The organism is Microtetraspora malaysiensis, from assembly GCF_001528665.1.
GTDB classification, from domain to species: domain Bacteria; phylum Actinomycetota; class Actinomycetes; order Streptosporangiales; family Streptosporangiaceae; genus Microtetraspora_A; species Microtetraspora_A malaysiensis.
The window spans coordinates 112,508-134,460 of the sequence record NZ_BBYJ01000010.1; the positions used below are offsets into that span (position 1 = coordinate 112,508).

Genomic DNA, 21,953 nt, shown 5'->3' on the forward strand with positions numbered 1-21,953 from the left:
GATGGTGACACGCGGCCCGGCGTCGACGCATCCCCTTATCCGCCCAGGTCAGCGAGGAGCCTCCAGCTTCCCTCTGACCAGTGCCGCAGCCGCTCGTGCTCCGGCCGCGTCCCCCTCCGCGCGGCCGGACGGTCAAAGCTTGAGCACCTTGACGTCGCCCACGCCGCTGGTGACGACGACCTTCCGGGGCGAGGAGGAGTCGTGGTCGACCTCGATCTCCCGATTACCGAGCCCGGCCTCGGCCGTCACGTTGTACGTCTCCGCCGGAAGCCAGAGCGTGATCTCGCCGGTGCCGGCCTCCGCTCTGACGTCCTCGGGCGCTGCCACGTACTTCAGCTTCACCTCTCCCGTGCCGGTCTCGACCGAGACCTTCCGGCTCGCGAGCCCGGTCGCGTCGACCTCGCCGGTGCCGGAGTGCAGCTCGACCGGGCCGCTCAGCTCCCGGAGCGTGACGTCGCCCGCGCCAGTGTCGATCTTCACGTTCATCGCGCGCGGCACCTCGATGCGGTAATCGACCCCGCACCTGTTGCAGTCGTATTCGAGGGTCAGCGTGTCGCCGCTCACCCGGTGCCCGTCGCGAGGCTTGTTGCCCCTCCACCACAGCGTTTCGGTGACCTTGATGTCGGATCTGTCGGACGCGTTCACCGTCACGTCACCGCCTCCGGTCCGCACGGTCATCGCGGCGACCTTCTCGCCGACGTCGTACGTCAGCGTGTCGCGTTCGGCGTTGCCGTCGAACCGCAGGTCACAGGCGGCAATGGTGAGGCCGAGGCCGAGCGCGAGCCCCAGGACGGCAATGTTCTTCCTTCTCATGCCCCTGATTTTGCTGGCGGCCGGGGATGGCGCTCATCGGGGAAGCCCCCTGCCCTCCCCTGAGACGACCCCCGACATTGACCTTGCTCTCACCCGGAGAGTACCGTTCAATTCCATAATCCAGAATTCATTTTCCGCATTGTGGAAACAGAACGCGTGGAAATGCAACGCGTGGGAAAGGAAGCGCGATGGAAGGCGTTGAGATCAGAGGTCCGCTCCTGGACCGGTTCGACGAGATCCTCACCACCGAGGCCCTCGACTTCGTCGCCACCCTCCAGCGGGAGTTCAACGCGCGCCGGCTCGAGCTGCTCGACGCGCGGCAGGCCCGCCAGGCGGAGCTGTCGGCCGGCGCGACGCTCGGCTTCCTCCCCGAGACCGGGAACGTCCGCGAGTCGTGGTGGCGGGTCGCGCCCCCTGCTCCCGGCCTGGAGGACCGCCGGGTCGAGATCACCGGCCCGGTCGACCGCAAGATGACGATCAACGCGCTGAACTCGGGGGCCAAGGTGTGGCTCGCCGACTTCGAGGACGCCAACGCCCCCACCTGGGAGAACACGGTCAACGGGCAGCTCAACCTGCGGGCCGCCCTCGACCGCGAGATCGACTTCGAGACCGGCGGCAAGACGTACGCGCTGCGGCCGGACGAGGAGCTGGCCACGATCGTGGTCCGCCCGCGCGGCTGGCACCTGACCGAGAAGCACATCCTGGTGGACGGGGAGGAGCTGTCGGCGTCGCTCCTCGACTTCGGCCTCTACCTCTTCCACTGCGCGGAGCGGCAGATCGCCAAGGGCCGCGGGCCGTACTTCTACCTGCCGAAGATGGAGTCGCACCTGGAGGCGCGGCTCTGGAACGACGTGTTCGTCCGGGCGCAGGAGCTGCGCGGGATCCCGCGCGGCACGATCCGGGCCACCGTGCTGATCGAGACCTACCCGGCGGCGTTCGAGATGGAGGAGATCCTCTACGAGCTGCGCGAGCACTCGGCGGGCCTGAACGCGGGCCGGTGGGACTACCTGTTCAGCGTCATCAAGAAGTTCCGCACCCGGGGCCGGGAGTTCCTGCTCCCCGAGCGCAACGCGGTCACGATGACCGCGCCGTTCATGCGCGCGTACACCGAGCTGCTGGTCCGCACCTGCCACAAGCGGGGCGCGCACGCGATCGGCGGCATGGCGGCGTTCATCCCGTCGCGCCGCGACCCCGAAGTCAACAAGGTGGCGCTGGAGAAGGTGCGCGCCGACAAGACCCGCGAGTCCGGCGACGGCTTCGACGGCTCCTGGGTCGCCCACCCCGACCTGGTGCCGATCTGCCGGGAGGTCTTCGACGGCGTGCTCGGCGACCGCCCCAACCAGCTCGACCGGCTGCGCGAGGACGTGCGGGTCACCGCCGAGGACCTGCTCTCGGTCTCCAAGACGCCGGGCGAGATCACCGAGGCGGGCCTGCGCAACAACGTGGACGTCGCCCTGCGCTACCTCGCGGCCTGGATGGGCGGGCTCGGCGCGGTCGCGATCCACAACCTGATGGAGGACGCGGCGACCGCCGAGATCTCCCGCTCGCAGATCTGGCAGTGGATCCACAACGACATCGAGCTCGCCGACACCGGCGCGGTCGTGACGCGTGAGCACGTCGAGCAGATCATCGGCGAGGAGCTGGACAAGCTCGCCGCCGAGCCCGGCTACGACGAGAAGCTGTTCGCCGAGGCGACCGCCCTGTTCAAGGAGGTCGCGCTCGACGACGACTTCGCCGAGTTCCTCACCCTGCCCGCGTACGCGCGGCTCCCATGACGAGGAGCTCCGCGGCCCGCCCGGCCGCTCCCGGCCGGGCGGGCTCTCCCCTGGCGATATCCGCGGCGCGGTGATGGACTGAAGCGTTGGACGTTTCATCCCAGATCGTGGTGAAAGGGCGGGCGTCTCGACGCCGAAGGAGATCCGATGTCCGATGCGGTCCTGGACCGGCTGGCCGTCCGGTTCGCGGAGCTGCTGCCGGCAGGCGCGGTGATCACCGATCCCGTACGCCTGCGGACGTACGAATGCGACGGGCTCACCCTCCACCGGGCGATGCCGGGGATCGTCGTCCTCCCGGAGACCGCCGAGCAGGTCGCCGCCGTGGTCCGGCTGTGCGGCGAGTACGACGTGCCGTTCGTGGCGCGCGGCTCGGGGACCGGGCTGTCCGGCGGCGCGCTCCCCCGGACCGACGGCGTGCTGATCGTCACGTCGCGGATGCGGCGCATCCTGGAGATCGACATGCCGAACCGGCGGGCGGTGGTCGAGCCGGGGGTGACCAACCTGGCGATCACCGAAGCGGTGCGCGAGCAGGGCTACTACTACGCGCCCGACCCGTCCAGCCAGCAGGTCTGCTCGATCGGCGGCAACGTCGCGGAGAACGCCGGTGGGGCGCACTGCCTGAAATACGGGTTCACCGTCAACCACATCCTCGGCCTGGAGATCGTCACCCCCGACGGCGAGATCGTCGAGCTGTCGGCGCTGGACCCGGGCTATGACCTGCTCGGCGCCTTCGTCGGTTCCGAGGGCACGCTCGGCATCGCCACCAAGATCACCGTACGGCTCTCGCGGGCGCCGGAGGCGGTCACCACCCTGCTCGCGGCGTTCGGGAGCATCGAGGGGGGCGGTGCGGCGGTGTCGGCGATCATCGCGGCGGGCATCGTCCCGGCGGCCATCGAGATGATGGACGCGCTGGCCGTCGAGGCGGCCGAGGCCGCGGTCGGGTGCGCGTACCCCGAGGGAGCGGGGGCGGTTCTCATCGTGGAGCTGGACGGCCCCCGGGCCGAGGTGGAGCACCAGTTCACCGCGGTGGAGCGGATCTGCCGGGAGACCGGCGCGTTCGAGATCAGGGTCGCGGCCTCAACCGAGGAGCGGGCCGCCATCTGGAAGGGACGCAAGTCGGCGTTCGCGGCCGTCGGCCGGATCAGCCCGGCGTACATCGTGCAGGACGGCGTGGTCCCGCGCACGGCGCTCCCCGAGGTGCTGGCCGGGATCGACCGGCTCCAGGAGGAGTACGGCATCCGCGTGGCCAACGTCTTCCACGCGGGCGACGGGAACCTGCACCCGCTGGTCCTGTTCGACGACGCGGCCCCGGGTGAGGGTGAGCGCGCCGCCACGGTCAGCGGGCGGATCCTCGACCTGTGCATCGAGCACGGCGGATCGATCACCGGCGAGCACGGCGTCGGCGTCGACAAGTCCCGATATATGCCGAAAATGTTCACGGAGGAGGACCTGGACACGATGCAGCTCGTCCGCTGCGCCTTCGATCCCCGCAGTCTGTCCAACCCCGGGAAGGTCTTCCCCACCCCTCGGTTGTGCGGCGAGGTGCCGGGCGTCCGCAAGGGAGTCCATCCCCTCGTCGAGTCCGGCCGGGCGGAGCAGTTCTGATGAACGGCGCGACCGGCCCCGGAGCCGCGCTCGCCGCGGCGGGCGTGACGATCCGGCCCGCGGGCCCGGACGACGCGGTCGCCGGGGTGACGCCGCGCTGGGTGGCCTTTCCGGAGACCACCCGGGAGATCGCCGCCGTGATGCGGGTGAGCGCCGCGCACGACCTCGCCGTCGTGGTGGCCGGCGCCGGGACCACGCTGCACTGGGGCCGCCCGCCCGAGCGGTGCGACATGCTGATCGACACCTGCCGCCTCAACGAGATCCTGGAGCACGAGGCGGGCGACCTGGTGGTCCGCGTCCAGGCCGGGGTGCCGGTGGAGACGCTGGCCGAGGCGCTCGCCGCGAAGAGGCAGGAGCTGGCCCTCGACCCTCCGCTGGAGGGCGGCACCGTCGGCGGCCTGCTCGCCGCCGGACTCGCGGGCCCGCGCGCCCTCCGGTACGGCACCGCGCGCGACCTGCTCATCGGGATCACCGTCGTCCTCGCGGACGGCACGATCGCCAAGGCGGGCGGCAAGGTCGTCAAGAACGTCGCGGGCTACGACCTGGGCAAGCTGTTCACCGGCTCGTACGGCACGCTCGGGGTGATCGCGGACGCGACGTTCCGGCTGCATCCGCTGCCGACGGCCCGCGCGTGGGTCGTATGGCCGGGCGCGGCGCCGGATGAGGTCCTCGCCGTCGTCCCGGCCGTCACCGCGTCCCAGGCCGAGCCGAGCGCGGTCGAGCTGGACCGGCCCGCCCCGGACGGTCCCTGCGCCGTCGCGGTGCTCGTCGAGGGCGCGGCCGCCGCCGAACGCGCCCAGGCCGTACGGGACCTGCTGGGCGAGAAGGCACGGGTCGCGGACGAACCGCCGCGATGGTGGGGACGGCTCCCGGAACCGGGACATCCCGGCCCCGGACCGTCTTCGGAGCCCGGCGGGCGCCCCGGCGAGGGGGGTGTCCTGGTGGAGATCAGGACCGTGCCGTCACGGCTGCCCGGCCTCTTCGCGGGCGCCCTGGCCAGGACAGACGCGGCCGTACGGGGCTCCCTGGCGTCGGCGGTGCTCCGCGTGGCGCTCCCCGCGGAGACCGATCCGGCCGCCGCGGCGGCCCTCGTCTCCGCGCTCCGCGCCGAGCTGGCGGACGCGGGCCGGGTCGTCGTGCTCTCCGCGCCCGAACCCGTCGCGCGGCGCGTGGACACGTGGGGGCACGTGGGCGGCCTCGCGCTCATGCGCCGGATCAAGGACCGTTTCGACCCCGATCGCCGGATGTCCCCCGGCCGGTTCGTGGGAGGGATCTGACCATGGACCCCGAGCTGATCAAAGACTGCGTGCACTGCGGGTTCTGCCTGCCCACCTGCCCGACGTACGTGCTGTGGGGCGAGGAGATGGACTCGCCGCGCGGCCGGATCCACCTCATGGCGCAGCACGTCGAGGGCACTCCGGTCACCCCGGAGATGGCGGGCCACTTCGACGCCTGCCTCGGCTGCATGGCCTGCGTGACCGCCTGCCCGTCCGGCGTGCGGTACGACCGGCTCATCGAGCAGACCCGGGCCGTGGTGGAGCGGGAGCACGTGCGCGCCCCCGGGGAGCGGGCGATCAGGGAGTTGGTCTTCACGCTGTTCCCGTACCGGCGGCGGCTGCGCGCGCTGCGCCTGCCGATGCGGCTGGCCACGCGGCTGCGGCCGTTCCTGGAACGGGTGCATCCCTCCCTGGGCGCCATGGCCGAGCTCGTCCCGCCGCCCGCCCGGCCGGTACGGCTGCCGCCGCGCGTCCACGCCGTCGGGCGGCGCCGGGCGACCGTGGGCATGCTCGTCGGATGCGTGCAGAGCCAGTTCTTCCCCCAGGTCAACGCGGCGACGGCGCGTGTGCTCGCACTGGAGGGCTGCGACGTGGTGATCCCTCCGCGACAGGGATGCTGCGGCGCGCTGTCGCTGCACTCGGGCCGGGACGCCCGCCGGTTCGCCACGCGCACGATCGAGACGTTCGAGCGGGCCGGCGTGGAGGCCGTCGTCGTGAACGTGGCCGGCTGCGGGTCGAGCATGAAGGAGTACGCCGAGGTGCTCAAGGACGAGCCCGGAGGCTGGGCGGAGCGGGCCGCGGCGCTGCGGGTGCGCGACCTCGCCGAATACCTGGTCGAGCTGGGACCGGTGGCGCCCCGCCATCCCCTGCCGGTCATCGTGGCCTACCACGACGCGTGCCATCTGGCGCACGCCCAAGGGGTGCGTTCCCAGCCCCGTGAACTGCTGCGCGCGATCCCCGGCCTGGAACTGCGGGAGATCGCGGAGTCGGCCGTCTGCTGCGGGTCGGCGGGGACATATAACCTTTTCCAGCCGGGGCCCGCCCGAGATCTGGGCGACCGCAAGGCCCGGCACGTTCTGGCGACCCGCGCCGACGTGCTGGTCTCCGCGAACCCCGGCTGTTCCATGCAGATCGCGGCCGCGATGCGCAGGTCGGGAGAGGGCGGGATGAGGGTGGCGCACACCGCAGAGGTGCTCGATGCCAGCCTGCGCGGGCTCGGCGCCCGGGCGCTGGGCGGCCGATGAACGGGATGAGGACGGTGCGTCCGTGAGCGTGCAGAGCGTCGAGCGGGCGCTCGACGTGCTGGAGGCCCTGGCCGGCCAGGGCGGCGCGGCCGGGCTGTCGGAGATCGCCGCCCGGACCGGCCTGCCGTACGGCACGATCCACCGGCTGCTGCAGACGCTGCTCGCGCGCGGCTACGTCCGGCAGGAGACCGACCGCAGGTACGCCCTCGGCGGCGCGCTGCTGCGGATCGGCGGCGCGGCGGAGCGGATGGTCGCCGCGTGGGCCGAGCCGTACCTCGCGAAGATGGTCGAGCTGTCCGGCGAGACCGCCAACATGGCGGTGCTGGAGGGCGACTTCGTGGTCTACGTGGCGCAGGTGCCGTCACCGCGCCGGTTGCGGATGTTCGCCGAGGTCGGGCGGCGGGTGCTTCCGCACAGCACGGCGGTGGGCAAGGTGCTGCTGGCCGACCGGCCGGACGCCGCGGCCGTCCTCGTGCGTACCGGGCTGCCGCGCCGCACCGACCGGACGATCGTCGAGACGGACGAGCTGCTCGCCGAGATCGGCCGGGTCCGCGAGCGCGGGTACGCGCTGGACTTGGGCGAGGAGGAGAGCGGCGTCCACTGCCTGGCGGTGCCGGTGTACAGCGGCGGCCGGGTGCTGGCGGCGATGTCGGTGTCCGGGCCGGCCGAGCGGATCGACGCGCACGACCGCGAGGAGCTGGCCGCCTCCCTGCGCGCGGTGGCGGACGACTTCGGTGCCTCCGTCTTCGGCGGCTGAGGGCTCACGGGAAGCTCCAGGGTGCCGGGCGGCACGAGAACGAGGAGGATGGGGCGCATGTGCCGAAGCATCAAGACCCTGCGCCCGCCCTTCACGGACGACGTGACCGACGACGACATCCGGGCCGCCGCGCTGCAGTACGTCAGGAAGATCTCGGGGTTCCGGGCCCCGGCCGCGCACAACACCGCCGCGTTCGAGCGGGCCGTCGAGGAGATCATGCGGGCCAGCGCCGACCTGCTCGCCTCGATCGAGGTCCGCGGGGCGCGGGCGTAGGCCCGGCGATCGCACGGTCACGACCCGGCGGGCGGCCGGGAGGGTCAGCAGGTGGCGTACAAGCGAGGCCCAAGTCACGCTCCCGACACTGGCGTCATGGGACTCTTCTCTGACTTCTTCCTGGCCCGGCGGCTGCGCAAGGGGCCGACGCTGCTCCTGCCGTACGTGCCCGACCCGGCGGCCGTGCTGGAGGCCGTACGATTGCACGCTCCGGACGCCCGGCCGTACGGCGACGGCCTGCGGGTGGGCGGCAACGTGCGGCTGCGCGGCCCGATCGCGTTGCCTCCGGGGCTGGCGGCGAGGGCGGGGATCCCGGCCGGATGGCAGACCGCCTACGTCGCGGGCAACATCGACGACGAGGAGGGCGGCGAGTACGACCGGCCCATGGCCCTGGCGGCCGGCCTGGCCGAGCGGCTGAACGGCACGGTGCATCCGCGCGGGCCGGAACCCCCGGCGGACCTGGCCGAGGTCACCGGCGGACGGCCGGTCCCCGTCGCCGAGCTGGTCGCGGCGCTCGCCGGAGAGCTGCCCGGCCTGACCGCCCGCGCCGTGGCCGGGGGGATCACCGTGCTGAGCTGCGGCGCGAGCCCGGTCGAGATCGTCGTAGAGGAGGACGAGGACGAGACCGGCTACTCCGTCTGCGTGGACGACGGCGTGCGCGGTCCGGGCCTCGCCGAGACGGCCCGCCGGGTCGCCCTGACCATCGCCGCCCGGGGCGGAGGCACCGCCAGGGACCACAACGGGTTCCTGATTCACGAGACCGGCTGATCCACGAGGAGGACGGGATGGAACTCGATCCGCGCGAGCGGCGGAGGAGGAGGTGAAGGGCGCGTCGGCGCCCGCCTATCCCTGGAAGGACCCATCCTCCTCATGTTGCTAGAAACCGGAGGTCCACCCTTCGCGCCCTCCTTGGCGGAGAGGCGGAGCGGGTGGTGAGTTCGACGGCTCCGCGCCTGGGCCTGCCGGCCGGCGACCCGGCCGAGCCGGACGGTTCGACGGACGCCGGGCTGATCCGTGCCTCCCTGGAGACGCCGGAGGAGTTCTCCGGCGTCTTCGACCGGTACGCGGACGAGATCCACGCCTACGTCTCCCGCCGTCTCGGCCCCGAACTCGGCCAGGCCGACGACGTGACCGCGGAGACCTTCCTCGTCGCCTTCCGCAAGCGGCACAAGTACGACCTGACCCGGCCGGACGCCCGGCCCTGGTTGTACGGCATCGCGGGCAAGCTGATCTCCGGGCATCGCCGCTCGGAGACGCGCCGGCTCAGGTCGCTGGCCAAGGCCGCGGGCGGCGCGGACGGGCCCGGGGCGGCGCTCCACGAGGAGGAGCGCAGCGCCGAACGCGCGAGCGCCGCCGCAATGCGGCCCGCGCTCGCCGCCGCCCTGGCGCGGCTGTCCGCGGCCGAGCGGGACCTGCTCCTGCTCATCGCCTGGGCCGATCTCACCTACGAGGAGACCGCCGAGGCCCTCACGATCCCTGTCGGCACGGTCCGCTCCCGGTTGCACCGGATCAGGGCGAAGCTCCGCCGCCACCTTCACCTTCCCGAGGAGCCAATCGCATGAACGACGAAATCGAGATGGTCAGGCAGGACCGCCCGGAGGCCGCGCCGTACTCGCGGGAGGCCAAGCTCGCCGCCCGGCGCGCCCTGATCGGCCCGGCCGCACGCCGGCGGCGGCCGTACGGCATCGTGCTCGCCGGGGCGCTCGCGGTCGCGGCGGCGAGCGTCGTCGCGGTCGGCACGCTCGTCCCCGGCACGAAGGACGCCGGGACGGGCTCGGTGAGCGCCGGCGGGCCGGCCGCGGTCACCCTGCCGAGGATCGCGAAGATGTCGGCGGAGGAGGTGCTCGGCCGCGCCGCCCGCGCGGTGACCGACCTGCACCCGCGCGACGACCAGTTCATCAAGGTCACATCTCAGACGATGTACGGTGCCTTCCACGTCGATCTGGATCCTCGAAGCGGCGCTCAGGAGGATGAGAACCGCTACCTCTACCGGACCAAGCGGGCGATCTGGCTCTCCGCGGACGGCACGAGGGACGGCGCGCTCAAGATCGAGAATCTGGCGCCGCGCGCCTACCCCGGCTGGCCGCTTCCCAAGGAGGCGAACCAGGAGAAGCCGGGCACCGACTGGAACAAGTTGCCCACCTGCGGCCGCGTCTCCGACACCGCGTACACCAGCCTGAAGAAGCTGCCGGAGGACGCCGAGGGCATGCGCGCCTACCTGTACTCCAGGGAGCACGGTGACCGGCCGGCGGACGCCGCGGCCTGGACGGCCGTCGGCGACCTGCTCAGGGAGACGTACATGCCCGCCGCGCAGCGGGCCGCGCTGTTCAAGGCGGCGGCGACGATCCCCGGCGTCACCGTCACCGAGGACGCCGAGGACGCGGCCGGGCGCAAGGGCATCGGCGTCGGGCGCGAGTCGGCCGGCGTCCGCGAGGACATCGTCTTCCACCCCGGGACGTACGAGCTGCTGGGCGAGCGCGGCATCGTGGTGGACGAGAAGGAGGCCAAGGCGCCGCTCGGCAGCCTGGTCGCCTCCACGGCCCAGCTGACGGTCTCGGTCGAGGACACGGCGCCCGAGGTCGACGACCCGCACGTGGGCTGCGGCTGATCTCCGGCTTTCCGCCGCGCGCCTGATCGGGGCCCGCTCCCCACGGCCATAGGAGCGGGCCCCGATCAGGCGATCACGTCGTCAGGCGCACTGCTCCAGCATGATCGTCTTGTCCTCGGGGGTCACCGGCAGCTCGTACTTCAGCGCGACCTGCGCGAACCGCACGACGTACGAGCAGCGGATCTCGATGACCGGTGGGAGCCAGTTGGCCGGGCCGGAGTCGCTCTTCGACGCGTTCATCGACCCGTTCACGGGCAGCAGGTTGAGCGGGTCGTTGGCGATCTGCTTGCGCTTGACGTCGCTCCACCGCGACGCGCCCATCTGCCAGTCATAGGAGAGCGGCATGACGTGGTCGATCTGGACCTCGGCTGCCTTCTCCTTGCGCCAGTCGATCGTCTTGCCGGTGTAGGGGTCGTCCAGCGTCATGGAGATGAGGATGCAGGTCGACCCTTCGCGATATTGCAGCTTCTGGCCGTCCCGCCGGAGGAGGTCGTTGCGGGTGTCGCAGCCGTTGCGGCCGAAGGGAATGTCGTCCACGCTGTCGCTCCACGCGGAGCCGAACTTGTCCCGGCTGTATCCGTCCTTGGTGCCGCGCTTCTTGGTGGCGACCTTCTCGATGAGATCGCGGGCCTTCGCCTTCTCCTTCGCCCCCGTGATGGGCGCGAGCCCCGGCCGCGTCCCATCGGTGTTCTCCAGCGGACTGGCCCCCCGCCCGCTCCCGCCCGCCTTCGGCGAGGCGCTCTTGGCGAGGTGTTCGACTCCGGTGTCCGGTACGTCCAGCGGCCCACAGCCCGCCAGTACGGCCGCCACCACCGAGAAACCGAGGATCGCCCTGGATCCGCGTGCCCGCATTGCCACCCCTAGGTCAAGGAATTTCCTACCTAGGTATAGCAAAGGGTCAAGAAGTAGTAATTATCGGGAAATGTCAGGTTTTCCAGTCAACCCGGACACGGGCTCGCGAACGGGGGCGGAGTCAGGCACCGGCTCGGGAGCGGAGCCGGACGCGGACGGCGTGGCGGAGGACGCTTCCGCCGCCGTGGCGGGGTTGCGCCGCCTGCCCAGCAGGGCGCGGAAGGCCAGGCCGGCGGCGAGCCCCCAGAACGCGGCTCCGATGCCGAAGGGAGCGATCCCCGACGCGGTGACCACGAACGTGACCACCGCCGCGTCGCGCTCCCCCTCGTTCGCGACGGCGGCCTGGACCGCCGACCCGAGTGTGGCCAGCAGCGCCAGCCCCGCCACCGTCTCGATGAGCAGCGGCGGCGATCCGGCGATCAGCGAGACGGTCAGGCCGATGGACAGGCCGAGCACGATGTAGACGACCCCACCGGTGACCGAGGCGATCCAGCGCCGCTCCCGGTCGGGATGCGCGTCCGGGCCCGCCGCCAGCGCCGTCGTGATCGCCGCGAGGTTGACGGCGTGCCCGCCGAAGGGGGCCACGGCGATCGTGGCGAGCCCCGTCGAGGTCAGGATCGGCCGGAGCCTCGGGTGGTAGCCGTACGTCGCGAGCATGCTCATCCCGGCCACGTTCTGGGACGCCATCGTGACGATGAACAGCGGGATCGCGATGCCGACCACGGCGCCGACCGAGAACGCGGGCGCCTCGACGGTCACCGCGGGCCACAGGCCGCCGCCGTGCTCCGCCCGGGGCTGGGTGAGCAGGATGACGGCGACGGCGACGACCAGCGCACCCGGCACCGCCCACCTCCTGGCGAAGCGGAACAGCACCGCCCAGGCGACGACGATCGGTATCGCCGGCCCGGGGAACTGTACGACCGCCTGGACGGGGGCCAGGCACAGCGGCAGCAGCACTCCGGCGAGCATGGCCCCGGCCAGCGGGGCGGGGATGGCGTGCAGCAGGCGGCTGAACCGGTCGGACAGCCCGGCCAGCACGAACAGCAGACCGGTGACGGCGAAGGCGCCCAGCGCGGCCCGGTAGTCGGCTCGATGATCGGCGCCGTCCGACCCGATCGACGCCAGCAGCGCGGCGCCCGGCGTGGACCAGGCGACGCTCATCGGCATGCGGTAGCGCAGCCCGAGCACGATCCCGAGGATCCCCATCGCGAGGCAGAGCGCCAGCAGCCCGGACGTCGCCTGTGCCTGGTCGGCCCCGACGGCCCGTAGCCCGGCGAGCACGACGGCGAACGAACTGGCGAAGCCCACGACGGCCAGGACGACCCCGGCGAGGATCGGCTGCAGCACGCGCCCCATGGCAGAACTCCGTTCGTTCCGTATACGGAACACAGAGTTTATGCCGTCGCGTTCCGCAAACGGAACGGATGAGCCTGATACTGGGCACATGAGGGAAAACTCCGCCGCCTTCGCCGCCGAGGTCGGCCGCCGCGTCCGGCGGTTGCGCGCCGAACGCGGCCTTTCCCTGTCTGAGCTGGCCCTGCGGGCGGGCGTCGGCAAGGCCACGCTGTCCGGACTGGAGGCCGGCACCCGCAACCCGACCGTCGAGACCCTCTACGCGATCACCGCCCAGCTCGACGTGCCCCTCGCGGCCCTGCTCACCGACGCGCCGACCGACCCCGCGCGGGGAACCGTCCCGCCGGAGGCGGTCCACGGGGACGCGGTCTCCGCGGCGCTCCTGGAGACCTTCGTGGACGGCCGCGTCACGACCGAGCTCTACCGGCTGCGGATCAGGCCGGGCCGGGTGCAGATCTCCCCCGCCCACCCGCTGGGCGCCGTGGAGTTCCTCACCGTCTTCACCGGGACCGCCAAGGTGGGCCCGCTCGACCGCCCGATCGTCATCCCGGCCGGCGGCCACGCGAGCTGGGTGTCCGACATGCCGCACATGTACGCCGCGGAGACCGGCGAGGACGTGCACGCCTCCCTCGTCATCCGCCACACCTCCCCGACGCCGCCGGAGAGGCCCTGAAGCCCCGCGACGAGAAAGGGGCGTCCGCCCCGGTCGGGTGAGACCGGGGCGGACGCCCCTCACGCTCTCGCGAGCTCTCCGTGGCCGGAGAGCCGGGAATCAGAGGCCGTACTCCTTGGAGATGCGCTCGTGCCGCTCGATCTCGATCCCGACCTCACGGGCGAGGTCGAGCCAGGCGAGCGGGTGCACCCACTGCTCGGTCGCGTCGTCGAGCACCGCGTCCAGCTCGGCCGGGGCCACCGTCGGCGGCACCGCGATCCAGCCGAACACTCCGGGCAGCCGCTCACCGGTCGCCGGGTGGTTCACCTGGTAGTTCTCGTCGCTGTAGACCCACATCGGCCAGCCGCGCTCGGCGAGCAGCTCGTTGAACTCGGTCCACTCGTCCTCCGAGGGCGCCGCGCCGTCGAAGAACCAGCTCGTGTACCCGCCGGGGCGCAGCATCGTCACGCCCGCGAACGGGATGACGAAGCTCTCCCGCTCCTCGGGGTCCTCCGGGACCGGCTCCAGCGGACGCGGGTCGATCACGACCACGTCGCCCGCGTTGTAGTCCATGCCGCGCGGCTGCGGGATCGCGAGGCGCGCCGTCGCCGGACCGGTCCGTACGGCGAGCACCTCCCGCTGGCTGCCGTCGGGCGCGGGCAGGATGGTGCGGACGAGGTGCCACTCCTCCTCGATCGGCCCCTCCGCGGACTGGATCGGCATGCCCAGCTTGGCGGCGGCGGCGCGGACGGCGGTCCAGTCCTCGGCCGCGGTGGCCAGAACGATGATCCGCCAGATGTCCTCCTCCTCCGCGTCGTCGGAGTCGAGGAGCGGCAGCATGACCTCGGCGCCCTTGGCGTTGTCGCCGAGCTGCTGCACGGCGCCCGACCAGAGTCGGCGGCCCTCGACGGCCGCTCCGGCGGCGACGGCCTGCTCCGCCTCGGCCGCGGTCTCCGGCCAGCGCTCGCGGGCGCGGTGCAGCCGGGCGAGGGCGAGGTGGGAGTGCCGCTCGGGCAGGCGGGCGGCGAGTTCCTCGACCCGCTCGTCCTGGTTCGCCTCGATCAGCAGGCCGGTGAGGTACGCGAGGTCCTCCTCGGCGGCGGCGGCCGGGTCGCCGTCCACCGTGATCATCTTCCAGTAGATGTCCGCCCCGGTGCCGGGGTAGCCGAGGAAGCCGAGCGTGGTGGCGTGGCGGCGGGTCGCCTCCAGGTCCCGGCCGGACAGCGGCCAGAGCCAGCCCACCCACCGCTCCGGGTCGGCCGTGCGGCCGTCGGCGGCGTCGAAGTAGGAGACCAGCTCCTCCTGCGGGCCGGGCGCGGGCAGGAGGGGGGCCGCGTCGATGGCGGCGCGCAGCGCGGCGATCCGCTCGGGGAGGCCCTCCGTGGTCTTGAGGTCGGCCAGCGCCGCCTCGGCCAGGTCGGCGAGCAGCCGGGCCTGCCACAGGGCCTGGCGGGCGACGGCCAGGTCGCCGGCGGCCAGCGCCAGCTCCACCCGGGCCCGGTGCCCGCCCATCGTCTCGAAGTACGCGAGCCACTGGCGCAGCACCCGGCCGAGCTGCCAGCTGTTGGAGATCGAGCCGCTGCCGGCCAGCTTGGCGACCGTCAGCGCCCACTCCACCCACTCGCGCGGGTGCTCGCCGACGACGTCGAGGTCGGGCAGCGCCTCGACGGCCTCGTCCGTACGGCCGAGCTCGATCAGGATGGCGGTGCGCAGCAGCGCCTCGCGGCGCGCCTTGGCGACCGGGTCGTCCGGCTTGAAACCGGTGGCCGCGTCGAGCGCGGCCAGGGCGGCCTCGGCCCGGCCGTCGGCGAGCAGCGCCCGCGCGGAGATCGCGCCCAGCTCCCAGCTCGCCTCGCGGCCGGCGGCCCGCAGCCGTTCGACCGCGGCCTCGGCGTAGGTGACCGCCTCGCCGGCCTTGCCCGCGTCGAGCAGGGCGGCGACGTACTGGGTGATGAGCCCCGGGAAGGCGAGCGAGTCCGGCTCCATGCCGTCGAGCGCGGCGCCGACGGAGGCCAGCCGCTCATCGGCGTATCCGGGACCGTCCGTGTTCGCCTGGGCCATCGCCAGCACCTCGACCGCGACGGACGCGGCCGGGCACTCCCGGACGTCGTCCCGCTGTGCGAACTCGAGGAGCTGCCGCGCGTCGTCGAGCGCGACCGCGCCGTTCGCCCGGTCGCCCACCCGGCCGATCATGTGCCAATAGCGGGCGAAGAGCTCCAGCCACGGCTTGCCGAGCACCTCCGCCTGCTGGGCGATGGCCGGGGCCACGACGTCGAGCTGCCCGTACCGCCCTTCGAGGGCCTGCGCCGGGACGTCACCCAGCGCCACGGCCAGACCGGCGTTGCCGGCTTCGTGCAGTTCCCGCTGGGTGCCGCCGACCCAGGCCCAGATGTCCACGTCCATGGGGAGTCAGTCTGCCAGCTCACCGACCATGCCCCAAACGCCGCGACCCATGTGTTAACCGGGCGTTGGGGAAAACGGTCGATCAGAGGTCCAGTGCGGCGGGCCACTCTCCGGAGGCGACCAGGACGGCCGGGCCGGAGAGAAGGCTGGTCTCCTCGTCGAGGGTGACGGTCACGGTGCCGCCGAGCACGCGGACGGCCCAGGCTCCGGTACTCTCCCCGGCGGCGTGCGCGGCGGCCACGGCGGTCGCGACCGCCCCGGTGCCGCAGGATCGGGTCTCCCCCGACCCGCGCTCGTGCACGCGCATGGAGACGGTACGGTCGTCCACCCGGTTGATCAGCTCGACGTTGACCCCGTCGGGGTAGACGTCGCGGTCGAAGCCGGGCTGCGCGGTGAGGTCGAGCCCGGCCACCGGGTCGTCGATGAGGCAGGCCAGGTGCGGGTTGCCCATGTTCACGTTCAGGCCGCGGTATTCGCGGCCGTTCACGGTCGTACGGCTCTCGCCGAGGACGCGGGGCCGGCCCATGTCCACGGTGACGTCGCCTTCGGCGGCCAGCCGTACCCGCCTGACACCGGCCCGGGTGGCGACGCCGAACTCGCCGGGCGCGGCCAGCCCGGACGCGACGAGGTAGCGGGCGAAGACCCGAACGCCGTTGCCGCACATCTCGGCCACGCTGCCGTCGGCGTTGCGGTAGTCCATGAACCACTCGGCCCGGCCCGCCTGGTCGGCCACCTCGGGGCAGAGCTTGGTGCGCACCACGCGCAGGACGCCGTCGCCGCCGATCCCCGCGCGCCGATGGCACAGCGCCGCGACGGCCGCGGGCGTCAGATCGAGCGCCGCGTCCGGATCCGGGATGATGACGAAGTCGTTCTGGGTGCCGTGTCCCTTGACGAACCGCATAACAGCGGATTTTAGTCGCCGCCGACCGCGCCGGACGCGGCCCGCCTCCGGCTGACGTGGGACTACCGCCGGACCAGGGTGAGCGCCCGGTCCGTCAGGTCGGGGGCGTCGAAGGGCAGCCACACGACCCGGGGGTCGCGGCGGAACCACGACTCCTGGCGGCGGGCGAACCGGCGGGTGGCCCGGATCGTCTCGTCCCTGGCCTGTTCCTCGGTCCACTCCCCGTCGAGGAAGCGCAGCACCTGGGCGTAGCCGAGCGCACGGCTGGCCGTACGCCCCTCCGCCAGGCCGTGCTCGGCGAGCCGCCGCACCTCCTCGACGAGGCCGGCGTTCCACATGCGGTCCACCCGCAGGGCGATCCGCTCGTCCAGGATCGGCCTCGGCACCTCGACGCCGATCTGCACGCTGTCGTAGACCGAGTCGTACGACGGCATGGTGGCCGAGAAGGGCCGCCCGGACAGCTCGATCACCTCAAGCGCGCGGACGATCCGGCGGCCGTTGCTCGGCAGGATCTGGGCCGCCGCGACCGGGTCCTGCCGGGTGAGCCTCTCGTGGAGGGGGGCCGGTCCGATCTCGGCCAGCTCCTTCTCCAGTCGCTCGCGGATGGCCGGGTCGGTCCCCGGGAACTCCAGGTCGTCGAGCGCGGCCCGGACGTAGAGCCCGGAGCCGCCGGCGAGAACCGCCGCCCGGTCCGCCGACCTGAGCCGGTCGATCAACGGCCGGACCAGCCCCTGGTACTCGGCGACGCTCGCGGTCCGGCTCACCGGCCAGATGTCCAGCAAATGGTGCGGCACGCCCCTGCGCTCGGAGACGGTCAGTTTCGCCGTTCCGACGTCCATGCCTCGGTAAAGCTGCATGGAATCGGTGTTGATGACGTCACCGCCCAGCCGGAGCGCCAGATCGACGGCCAGGTCGGACTTTCCGGCCGCCGTGGCGCCCACAACGGCGATGACAGGTAGCGGTCCCACAACGATAAGTCTCTCAACTCCTGGGTAAGGGGGTGCCGTACGGCCCGGTCGCATCGAATCGGGGTGAATTTCACGATGTCGATCATCGACAAGGTCAAGGAGATACTCAGCAACACGGCCGAGAGGCTGCAGAGTATCCCGAAGCAGCGTCACGCCAAGATGCACGAGGACATGGAGCGCGACGTCAAGGACACCGCACGCGACACGTTCGAGGACGCCAAGGGCAAGCTCGGCGGGGAGTCGGGCAGGAGAGAAGGCCCTGGCGACATCACCGGCGGAACCGGTGGAGGCGGACCCCGCTGAGGCCGGTCGCGCCGACGGGCGCGAAGGGGGCCGCGTCGCCGCCCCCGAAAGGTCCCGGGTGCCGCTCCGCGAGGCCGGAGCGGCACCGGATCAGAGGGCCCAGTCGAGGGTGGGCTGCAGGTAGCCCTCAAGGGTGAGCAGCCAGCGCTTCGACTCCACGCCCTCTCCGCCGCTGAAGCCGCCCAGGCCGTTGCCCGCGACGACGCGATGGCAGGGCACGATGATCGGGATGGGGTTGCTTCCCATGATCGATCCGATTCCGCGCGCGGGAACGCCGGTGCCGCTCCGGTCGGCCAGCTCGCCATATGTCACGACGTGTCCGTACGGGACCGTGGTGAAGAGCGTGCCGAGCACCCGGCGCTGAATGCTGGACATCAGCCGCCAGTCGAGCGCCACGCCGAACTCGCGTAGCTCGCCGGCGAAGTACGCCGCCAGCTCCTCCCGGACCGGCGCCGTGCGGTCCGGGTCCTCGACGACGGCCATCCGCAGCCGCTCGCTGATCCGCGCCCGAGTCTCGGGGCCGTCGTGGAACTGCGTGGCGGCGACGCCGTCCTCCGTCACGGCGGCGAGGACGTCGCCGACTTTCGTCGGGACGCTGCTGAAGGCGACTGTCTCCATACGTTCCATTCTTCCGGTCCGTTCCGCCGCTGCGGACACCGTCTCAGCCCGGTACAAGCCGTGCTGAGGAGGATTCCCACCCATCGCGATAGTTTTCAGACGTGCTGCGCGAACTCGTCGTCCTTGGAACCGCAAGCGCCGTGCCGACCCGGCGGCGCAACCACAACGGCTACCTGCTGCGCTGGGACGGCGAGGGATTCCTGTTCGACCCGGGCGAGGGCACCCAGCGGCAGATGCTGCACGCCGGGGTGAGCGCGCACGACATCACCTGGATCTGCGTCACGCACTTCCACGGCGACCACTGCCTCGGGGTGCCCGGCGTCGTCCAGCGGATCGCCCGGGACCGCGTCGGCCACCAGGTCCAGGCGGCCTACCCCGCCGCGGGCCAGACGTACTGGGAGCGGCTGCGCCACGCCTCGGCCTTCGCCGACACCTCCGTCATCAAGACGCGGCCGGTGTCCGGCGAGGTCGCGCACCTGCCCGCGGGACCGGTGACCCTCACCGCGCGACCGCTCTCGCACCCCGTCGCGTCGTACGGCTATCGCGTGGACGAGCCGGCCGGGCGACGGATGCTCCCCGCCGAGCTCGCCAGGCGCGGCGTGACCGGCCCCATGGTCGGGGAGCTGCAGCGGAACGGCACGGTGACCGCCCCCGACGGCTCCACCGTCCATCTCGCCGACTGCAGCGTGCCGCGCCCCGGCCAGAGCGCGGCGTTCGTGATGGACACCCGGCTCTGTGACGGCGTGTACGCGCTGGCCGAGGGCGTCGATCTGCTCGTCATCGAGTCCACGTTCCTGTCCGCCGAGGCGGCCCTGGCCACCGAGTACGGCCACCTCACCGCGGCCCAGGCGGGGAAGGCGGCGGCCGAGTGCGGCGTGCGGCGGCTCGTCCTGGCCCACTTCTCGGAGCGGTATTCGGCGGACGACGAGCCGCGCTTCCTCGACGAGGCGGGCGAGGCGTTCGGCGGCGAGATCGTCCTCGCCCGCGACCTCATGCGGGTCCCGGTGCCGAAGCGGCAGAGCTGATCGATCGACGGCGCGGTCAGGCGGCGTCCGCGGCGGACCACCGGGCCACCAGGTAGCCGACGCCGTAGGGGGCGTCCTGATAGAGCAGCTCGCCGCGCAGCCCGCCCGCGGCGATCGACTCGTCGCGGGCGCCCGCCGCGGCGGCGAGGGTCTGGAACACGGCCCGCCCGGCCACCCACAGATCCGCGGCCTCCGCCGGGTCGAGGACGGCGAGCCGGTCGACCCGGGCGTTCCCGAGCGCGTCCGCCAGCATCTCGTCGTACGGCGCCGCCGCCGGGTGCAGATAGCCCGGGGACTTCTCCGTCAGCCGGGCCGAGCCGTCCCCCATGGCGAGGACCGCGACCCGGTCGCCCGCCCGGGCGATCTTCGCGCCGAGCGCCGCGCACTCGTCGGGCGGCGCGTCGATGGCGACCGCCTCGAACCGCGCGGCCGGAACCGGCCCGGGAAGCTCCGCGCGGTCGAGCAGCCAGCGGCCGACGGTGAGTGACAGGGGGAGGACGGGGGCGCCCCGGCCCACCCGGACGTCCACGCCCCACGGCCGCAAGGTGCCCGCGGCGTCACCGGGATACGAGGCGCTCCGGTCGGCGCCCCCGAGCACGACGATCACGTCGGGCCCGGATCGGACGAGGGACCGCAGCGCCTCCGTGCACGCCGTACGGAGCGGATCGAGCTCGGACGCGGCCGATCCGGCGAGCTCGGGGACGATCAATGGCGGATGCGGGCATACCGCGGCGGCGACGAGCACCGCCCCAGGCTATCCGTCGCGCCATCGGCCGCCGACCGTCCCGCCGGACGGGCGCGGATCAGTAACCGCCGGCGGGCTCTCCGGGCTCGACGACGCCGGCGCCTCCGGTGCGGTCCAGCCCGTCCGGGTCGTCCGTCCCGCCGGTGGACGGCTTGGCCGGCGACTTCCCGGTGGTGGACGACTTCGTCTCGTTCGGGGTGGCACCCTTGCGGCCGTTCCCGCCGGAGCCGGATCCGCCGCCGGACGCGGAGGAGCCTCCCGTGGTGGTCGAGCCGCCGCCCGCACCCGCGTCATCGGGCGCGTCGGCGTCCGGCGGGCTCGCGTCGTCCGCCCCGGCGTCGGCGGCCGGCGTGGGGCGGCTGTCCGCGGACTGGCCGCTCTCGGCCGGCCCGCCCGCTCCTCCCGAGCCCGCGACGGCGTACACCACGCCGCCGGTGGCCAGGATCGCGACGAGCGCGGCCCCGGCGACGACGCGTTTGTCCAGACCGCTCCTGCGGCGGGATCGCGGACGGCCCGCCGATCTCGGCGGGCTCGCGGGAGTGGGCCGGGTCGGCTCCTCCTCGTGGTGCGGCGGTCGATCGTGCGTGTCCAAGGTGACAACAACTCCCTGCGGCTGGTCGGGGGAAATCTCCAGGCCCCCGAAGGGCCCGGCCAGCCTAGCCAGCAGAAGCCACCTTTCGCACATTAACCACACAAATAACATCACTTCATCGGAAATGATCTCAAATCGCCCACAAGTGGAACGGGCCGGTGGAGCGAGATCGCCGAATCGGCGCCACGCGCCCGGCCGGTGCACCACACTGGTCCCGCCCGCCGTGACGGAGCGGCGTCGGCCGATCACGAAAGAGTCATGTTTTGTCAGGCTTGAGCGATTTTGCGGACGTCCCGCGACGACAGCACCCATGGCGTACGGGCATCGCCCTGGCGGGAGCCGCCGGCGTCGTCGCCCTGGGCGGGCTGGGCGTGCTGCTCGGCACCACCGGCGGTCCGGTGGAAGGCGACGACGGACATCGGCGTCATCCCTCGACCGGCGGGGCGGCCCTGGGAGCGCGGGACTCCGCGCGCGGCCCGGCGTCGCTCGGCCACGTTCGCGGCCGCGACCCCGCGCCCGGCGGGCCCGCACTCGGAGGCACACCGGGGGCCGTGGACAGCTCGGCCACCGGCCGGAGCCACGGCGGGCACACCGGTACACCGGCCGACCGGAACGGCGGCGACTCCGCGGCGGACGCCTCCCGAGCCGGGACCGCCGCCACCGGCCCGACCGGATCGGACCGCACGCGGGCGAGCGCCGGCACAGACGGCGGGGAAACAGGCCACATCGGCACAGAAGGCCTGGTCCTGGACCCCGGAGGGCTCGGCACGGTCCGCCTCGACCCCGACGACCCGGGAACGACTCCGCGCTCCCTCACCCGGCTCACGCTGCCGCCGCCGTCGCGTCCCGTGACACGGATGTCGCCGATGCCGTTCCCTCCCCCGGTCCGGAGCACCGCCGACGCGCGGCCGTCGCCCGCGCCCGGAGAGCCGGCGACCCCGAAGCCGACGCCGACGAAACCGGCTCCCACGAAGACGGCGGGCGCCGGAGGTGCGTCGATCACCGGGAATACCGGGACCGCGCGACGGAGGTCCGCCACGCCGTCCGACCGCAGCCGGCCGCGTGGCCGGCTCTTCCCGGACCCCTGCGCGACCTTCCACGACTTCCGCCGGGACTTCTGCCACCGGTTCGTCGACAGCCTGATCGCGCCCCGCGCTTGAGCCCCGTACGGCGGCACGACGCGAAAAGG

Annotated in this window: 22 protein-coding genes; 13 read left to right on the plus strand and 9 right to left on the minus strand. The window is 72.9% G+C overall.

Going from position 1 to position 21,953, the window contains the following annotated elements:
* Positions 1 to 132: 132 nt before the first annotated feature.
* Entirely contained in the window at positions 133 to 813 is a 681-nt protein-coding gene (locus AWQ71_RS14145) for a DUF4097 family beta strand repeat-containing protein (protein ID WP_067132631.1), read from the minus strand.
* Between the two features lie 188 nt (positions 814 to 1,001).
* Here AWQ71_RS14145 and aceB point away from each other — a divergent pair, with 188 nt between their 5' ends.
* The 9 genes from aceB to AWQ71_RS14190 all read left to right on the plus strand — a co-directional run bounded on the left by aceB (position 1,002) and on the right by AWQ71_RS14190 (position 10,352).
* Complete coding sequence (aceB, locus tag AWQ71_RS14150) at positions 1,002 to 2,588, plus strand: malate synthase A (protein ID WP_067132633.1); 1,587 nt, start codon at positions 1,002 to 1,004, stop codon at positions 2,586 to 2,588.
* Between the two features lie 147 nt (positions 2,589 to 2,735).
* Positions 2,736 to 4,193, plus strand: a complete 1,458-nt coding sequence (locus AWQ71_RS14155) for an FAD-linked oxidase C-terminal domain-containing protein (protein WP_067132636.1) — start codon at positions 2,736 to 2,738, stop codon at positions 4,191 to 4,193.
* Positions 4,193 to 5,470 carry an FAD-binding oxidoreductase gene (locus tag AWQ71_RS14160; RefSeq protein WP_067132640.1) on the plus strand — a complete coding sequence of 426 codons (1,278 nt, stop codon included), beginning with the start codon at positions 4,193 to 4,195 and terminating at the stop codon, positions 5,468 to 5,470. The genes AWQ71_RS14155 and AWQ71_RS14160 overlap by 1 nt, the downstream gene beginning before the upstream one ends.
* A 2-nt stretch (positions 5,471 to 5,472) precedes the next feature.
* The gene (locus AWQ71_RS14165; protein WP_067132643.1) at positions 5,473 to 6,714 is read left to right on the plus strand and encodes a (Fe-S)-binding protein; all 1,242 of its coding nucleotides are present in this window, start codon (positions 5,473 to 5,475) and stop codon (positions 6,712 to 6,714) included.
* A 22-nt stretch (positions 6,715 to 6,736) separates the two neighbouring features.
* Positions 6,737 to 7,471 carry an IclR family transcriptional regulator gene (locus AWQ71_RS14170; protein WP_245658278.1) on the plus strand — a complete coding sequence of 245 codons (735 nt, stop codon included), beginning with the start codon at positions 6,737 to 6,739 and terminating at the stop codon, positions 7,469 to 7,471.
* 57 nt (positions 7,472 to 7,528) lie between these two features.
* Positions 7,529 to 7,744: a DUF2277 domain-containing protein gene (locus AWQ71_RS14175; protein WP_067132648.1), complete on the plus strand. Its 216-nt coding sequence runs from the start codon at positions 7,529 to 7,531 to the stop codon at positions 7,742 to 7,744.
* A 96-nt stretch (positions 7,745 to 7,840) separates the two neighbouring features.
* The gene (locus AWQ71_RS14180; RefSeq protein ID WP_067132650.1) at positions 7,841 to 8,512 is read left to right on the plus strand and encodes a hypothetical protein; all 672 of its coding nucleotides are present in this window, start codon (positions 7,841 to 7,843) and stop codon (positions 8,510 to 8,512) included.
* Between the two features lie 164 nt (positions 8,513 to 8,676).
* Entirely contained in the window at positions 8,677 to 9,306 is a 630-nt protein-coding gene (locus AWQ71_RS14185; protein ID WP_245658279.1) for an RNA polymerase sigma factor, read from the plus strand.
* Positions 9,303 to 10,352: a CU044_5270 family protein gene (locus AWQ71_RS14190; protein ID WP_084258875.1), complete on the plus strand. Its 1,050-nt coding sequence runs from the start codon at positions 9,303 to 9,305 to the stop codon at positions 10,350 to 10,352. Before AWQ71_RS14185 ends, AWQ71_RS14190 begins: the two co-directional genes overlap by 4 nt.
* Positions 10,353 to 10,433: 81 nt before the next feature.
* Here AWQ71_RS14190 and AWQ71_RS14195 read toward each other — a convergent pair whose 3' ends face one another.
* Together AWQ71_RS14195 and AWQ71_RS14200 are read right to left on the minus strand one after the other, a co-directional pair.
* Positions 10,434 to 11,204, minus strand: a complete 771-nt coding sequence (locus tag AWQ71_RS14195; RefSeq protein WP_067132653.1) for an HNH endonuclease family protein — start codon at positions 11,202 to 11,204, stop codon at positions 10,434 to 10,436.
* 60 nt (positions 11,205 to 11,264) lie between these two features.
* Positions 11,265 to 12,560, minus strand: coding sequence for a benzoate/H(+) symporter BenE family transporter (locus AWQ71_RS14200; RefSeq protein WP_067132656.1), 1,296 nt, complete (start codon positions 12,558 to 12,560; stop codon positions 11,265 to 11,267).
* A gap of 88 nt (positions 12,561 to 12,648) precedes the next feature.
* On the opposite strand from AWQ71_RS14200, the gene AWQ71_RS14205 reads away from it, so the two are divergent.
* Entirely contained in the window at positions 12,649 to 13,230 is a 582-nt protein-coding gene (locus AWQ71_RS14205; protein WP_067132659.1) for a helix-turn-helix domain-containing protein, read from the plus strand.
* A gap of 99 nt (positions 13,231 to 13,329) precedes the next feature.
* Here AWQ71_RS14205 and AWQ71_RS14210 read toward each other — a convergent pair whose 3' ends face one another.
* The 3 genes from AWQ71_RS14210 to miaA form a co-directional block, all read right to left on the minus strand.
* Positions 13,330 to 15,612 (minus strand): hypothetical protein, encoded by a 2,283-nt coding sequence (locus AWQ71_RS14210; protein ID WP_067132662.1) that lies wholly within the window; start codon positions 15,610 to 15,612, stop codon positions 13,330 to 13,332.
* Between the two features lie 82 nt (positions 15,613 to 15,694).
* Positions 15,695 to 16,513, minus strand: coding sequence for a diaminopimelate epimerase (dapF, locus tag AWQ71_RS14215; protein WP_067132665.1), 819 nt, complete (start codon positions 16,511 to 16,513; stop codon positions 15,695 to 15,697).
* 62 nt (positions 16,514 to 16,575) lie between these two features.
* A complete protein-coding gene (gene miaA, locus AWQ71_RS14220; protein ID WP_245658280.1) occupies positions 16,576 to 17,481 on the minus strand; it encodes a tRNA (adenosine(37)-N6)-dimethylallyltransferase MiaA in 906 nt (301 codons plus the stop codon).
* Between the two features lie 75 nt (positions 17,482 to 17,556).
* Here miaA and AWQ71_RS14225 point away from each other — a divergent pair, with 75 nt between their 5' ends.
* Positions 17,557 to 17,784, plus strand: a complete 228-nt coding sequence (locus AWQ71_RS14225) for a hypothetical protein (RefSeq protein ID WP_157570344.1) — start codon at positions 17,557 to 17,559, stop codon at positions 17,782 to 17,784.
* Between the two features lie 90 nt (positions 17,785 to 17,874).
* Here AWQ71_RS14225 and AWQ71_RS14230 read toward each other — a convergent pair whose 3' ends face one another.
* Entirely contained in the window at positions 17,875 to 18,402 is a 528-nt protein-coding gene (locus tag AWQ71_RS14230) for a methylated-DNA--[protein]-cysteine S-methyltransferase (RefSeq protein WP_218001779.1), read from the minus strand.
* Between the two features lie 101 nt (positions 18,403 to 18,503).
* Here AWQ71_RS14230 and AWQ71_RS14235 point away from each other — a divergent pair, with 101 nt between their 5' ends.
* The gene (locus AWQ71_RS14235; RefSeq protein ID WP_067132677.1) at positions 18,504 to 19,427 is read left to right on the plus strand and encodes a ribonuclease Z; all 924 of its coding nucleotides are present in this window, start codon (positions 18,504 to 18,506) and stop codon (positions 19,425 to 19,427) included.
* 16 nt (positions 19,428 to 19,443) lie between these two features.
* Here AWQ71_RS14235 and AWQ71_RS14240 read toward each other — a convergent pair whose 3' ends face one another.
* Together AWQ71_RS14240 and AWQ71_RS14245 are read right to left on the minus strand one after the other, a co-directional pair.
* Positions 19,444 to 20,172 carry a class III extradiol dioxygenase subunit B-like domain-containing protein gene (locus AWQ71_RS14240; RefSeq protein ID WP_067132679.1) on the minus strand — a complete coding sequence of 243 codons (729 nt, stop codon included), beginning with the start codon at positions 20,170 to 20,172 and terminating at the stop codon, positions 19,444 to 19,446.
* Between the two features lie 58 nt (positions 20,173 to 20,230).
* A complete protein-coding gene (locus AWQ71_RS14245; protein ID WP_067132683.1) occupies positions 20,231 to 20,764 on the minus strand; it encodes a hypothetical protein in 534 nt (177 codons plus the stop codon).
* A 272-nt stretch (positions 20,765 to 21,036) separates the two neighbouring features.
* Between AWQ71_RS14245 and AWQ71_RS41590 the strand changes: the two genes are divergently transcribed.
* Positions 21,037 to 21,924 carry a hypothetical protein gene (locus AWQ71_RS41590; RefSeq protein WP_157570345.1) on the plus strand — a complete coding sequence of 296 codons (888 nt, stop codon included), beginning with the start codon at positions 21,037 to 21,039 and terminating at the stop codon, positions 21,922 to 21,924.
* The last annotated feature ends 29 nt before the right edge of the window (positions 21,925 to 21,953 follow it).

Bases quoted from the DNA above. Each gene is read 5' to 3' on its own strand.
- AWQ71_RS14155 (WP_067132636.1), top strand. From the start codon at position 2,736: ATGTCCGATGCGGTCCTGGACCGGCTGGCCGTCCGGTTCGCGGAGCTG.
- AWQ71_RS14200 (WP_067132656.1), bottom strand. From the start codon at position 12,560: ATGGGGCGCGTGCTGCAGCCGATCCTCGCCGGGGTCGTCCTGGCCGTC.
- AWQ71_RS14195 (WP_067132653.1), bottom strand. From the start codon at position 11,204: ATGCGGGCACGCGGATCCAGGGCGATCCTCGGTTTCTCGGTGGTGGCG.
- AWQ71_RS14205 (WP_067132659.1), top strand. From the start codon at position 12,649: ATGAGGGAAAACTCCGCCGCCTTCGCCGCCGAGGTCGGCCGCCGCGTC.
- AWQ71_RS14145 (WP_067132631.1), bottom strand. From the start codon at position 813: ATGAGAAGGAAGAACATTGCCGTCCTGGGGCTCGCGCTCGGCCTCGGC.
- AWQ71_RS14190 (WP_084258875.1), top strand. From the start codon at position 9,303: ATGAACGACGAAATCGAGATGGTCAGGCAGGACCGCCCGGAGGCCGCG.
- AWQ71_RS14175 (WP_067132648.1), top strand. From the start codon at position 7,529: ATGTGCCGAAGCATCAAGACCCTGCGCCCGCCCTTCACGGACGACGTG.
- AWQ71_RS14210 (WP_067132662.1), bottom strand. From the start codon at position 15,612: ATGGACGTGGACATCTGGGCCTGGGTCGGCGGCACCCAGCGGGAACTG.
- dapF (WP_067132665.1), bottom strand. From the start codon at position 16,513: ATGCGGTTCGTCAAGGGACACGGCACCCAGAACGACTTCGTCATCATC.
- AWQ71_RS14165 (WP_067132643.1), top strand. From the start codon at position 5,473: ATGGACCCCGAGCTGATCAAAGACTGCGTGCACTGCGGGTTCTGCCTG.
- aceB (WP_067132633.1), top strand. From the start codon at position 1,002: ATGGAAGGCGTTGAGATCAGAGGTCCGCTCCTGGACCGGTTCGACGAG.
- AWQ71_RS14230 (WP_218001779.1), bottom strand. From the start codon at position 18,402: ATGGAGACAGTCGCCTTCAGCAGCGTCCCGACGAAAGTCGGCGACGTC.
- AWQ71_RS14160 (WP_067132640.1), top strand. From the start codon at position 4,193: ATGAACGGCGCGACCGGCCCCGGAGCCGCGCTCGCCGCGGCGGGCGTG.
- AWQ71_RS14180 (WP_067132650.1), top strand. From the start codon at position 7,841: ATGGGACTCTTCTCTGACTTCTTCCTGGCCCGGCGGCTGCGCAAGGGG.
- AWQ71_RS14225 (WP_157570344.1), top strand. From the start codon at position 17,557: ATGTCGATCATCGACAAGGTCAAGGAGATACTCAGCAACACGGCCGAG.